Consider the following 1,170-nt stretch of genomic DNA (forward strand, 5'->3'; position numbering starts at 1 on the left):
CTAGTGTAGTGTTTCATTCTGTCTGGAACTTAATCGGCTATTGGCTCGAATGACCTTTTGCAGGATGTCGCGCGCGCTCTTGGTCCAGATAAACGGCTTGGGTTCGATGTTGTGATGGGCGACGTAGTCATTGATCGCGGCGACCAGTTCAGGCACGCTGGTGAACACGCCCCGGCGCAAGCGCTCGGTGGTCAGGTCGCGGAAGAAGCGCTCGACCATGTTCAGCCAAGACGCCGAGGTCGGCGTGAAGTGCATGTTCAAGCGCGGGTGCTTGGCCAGCCACTGCTGCACCGCCGGGTGTTTGTGCGTGGCGTAGTTGTCGGCGATCAGGTGTAGTGTCTTGTCCTGGGGTGTTTCGCGATCAATCTTGCGCAGGAACTTGAGCCACTCGGCATGCGTATGTCGCTGCTGGCATTGACCGATGACTTGCCCGTCCAAAACGTTGAGCGCCGCGAACAGCGTGGTCGTGCCGTGGCGCTTGTAGTCGTGCGTCATCGTCTGGGCGCGCCCCTTCTTCAGCGGCAGCCCCGGCTGCGTGCGGTCCAGCGCCTGCACCTGGCTCTTCTCGTCGCAGCACAGCACCAAGGCGTGCTCGGGCGGGGACATGTACAGCCCCACGATGTCCTCCAGCTTCTGCACGAACTGCGGGTCGCGCGAGACCTTGAAGCCTCGAACGATGTGCGGCTTCAGACCGTGCGCCTGCCAATGCCGCATGACGGTGCTGGCGCTGACGCCCAGGGCCTGGCCCATCGTGCGCGTGCTCCAGTGCGTGGCGGCCTCGGGCGTGGTTTGCGTGGTCAGCTCCACCAGCCTGGCCACGTCCACCTTCACCGGCGGGGCACCGCGTGGCAGGTCGCGTTCGATGCCTTGCAGCCCCAACTCCAGGTAGCGCTCACGCCAGCGCGCCACCTGCACGCGTCCGATGCCAAGTTGCTCGGCAATGTCCTTGTGCTGCAGGCCCTGCGCGGCCAGCAGCACGATGTTCGCGCGCTGCGCCAGCCTGACGCTGGTACGCTTGGAGCGCGCCAAGCGGCGCAGCTCGCTTTCCTGTTCATTCGTCAACACAATCGCCGGGGCAACTCGCAATTTTTGGCTCCAACGCAAACCGTAGTAGAGCATTGGAGGTTGGCCATCCATTTAAGTTCACTCAAGAATCAAACACTACACTAG

The 1,170-nt window shown here is 62.5% G+C and carries 1 protein-coding gene; it reads right to left on the reverse strand.

Going from position 1 to position 1,170, the window contains the following annotated elements:
- The gene (locus ACYVH8_RS12750) at positions 1-1,086 is read right to left on the reverse strand and encodes an IS630 family transposase (RefSeq protein ID WP_460489192.1); all 1,086 of its coding nucleotides are present in this window, start codon (positions 1,084-1,086) and stop codon (positions 1-3) included.
- Positions 1,087-1,170: the final 84 nt, after the last annotated feature.

It is taken from the genome of Curvibacter fontanus, from assembly GCF_054780335.1.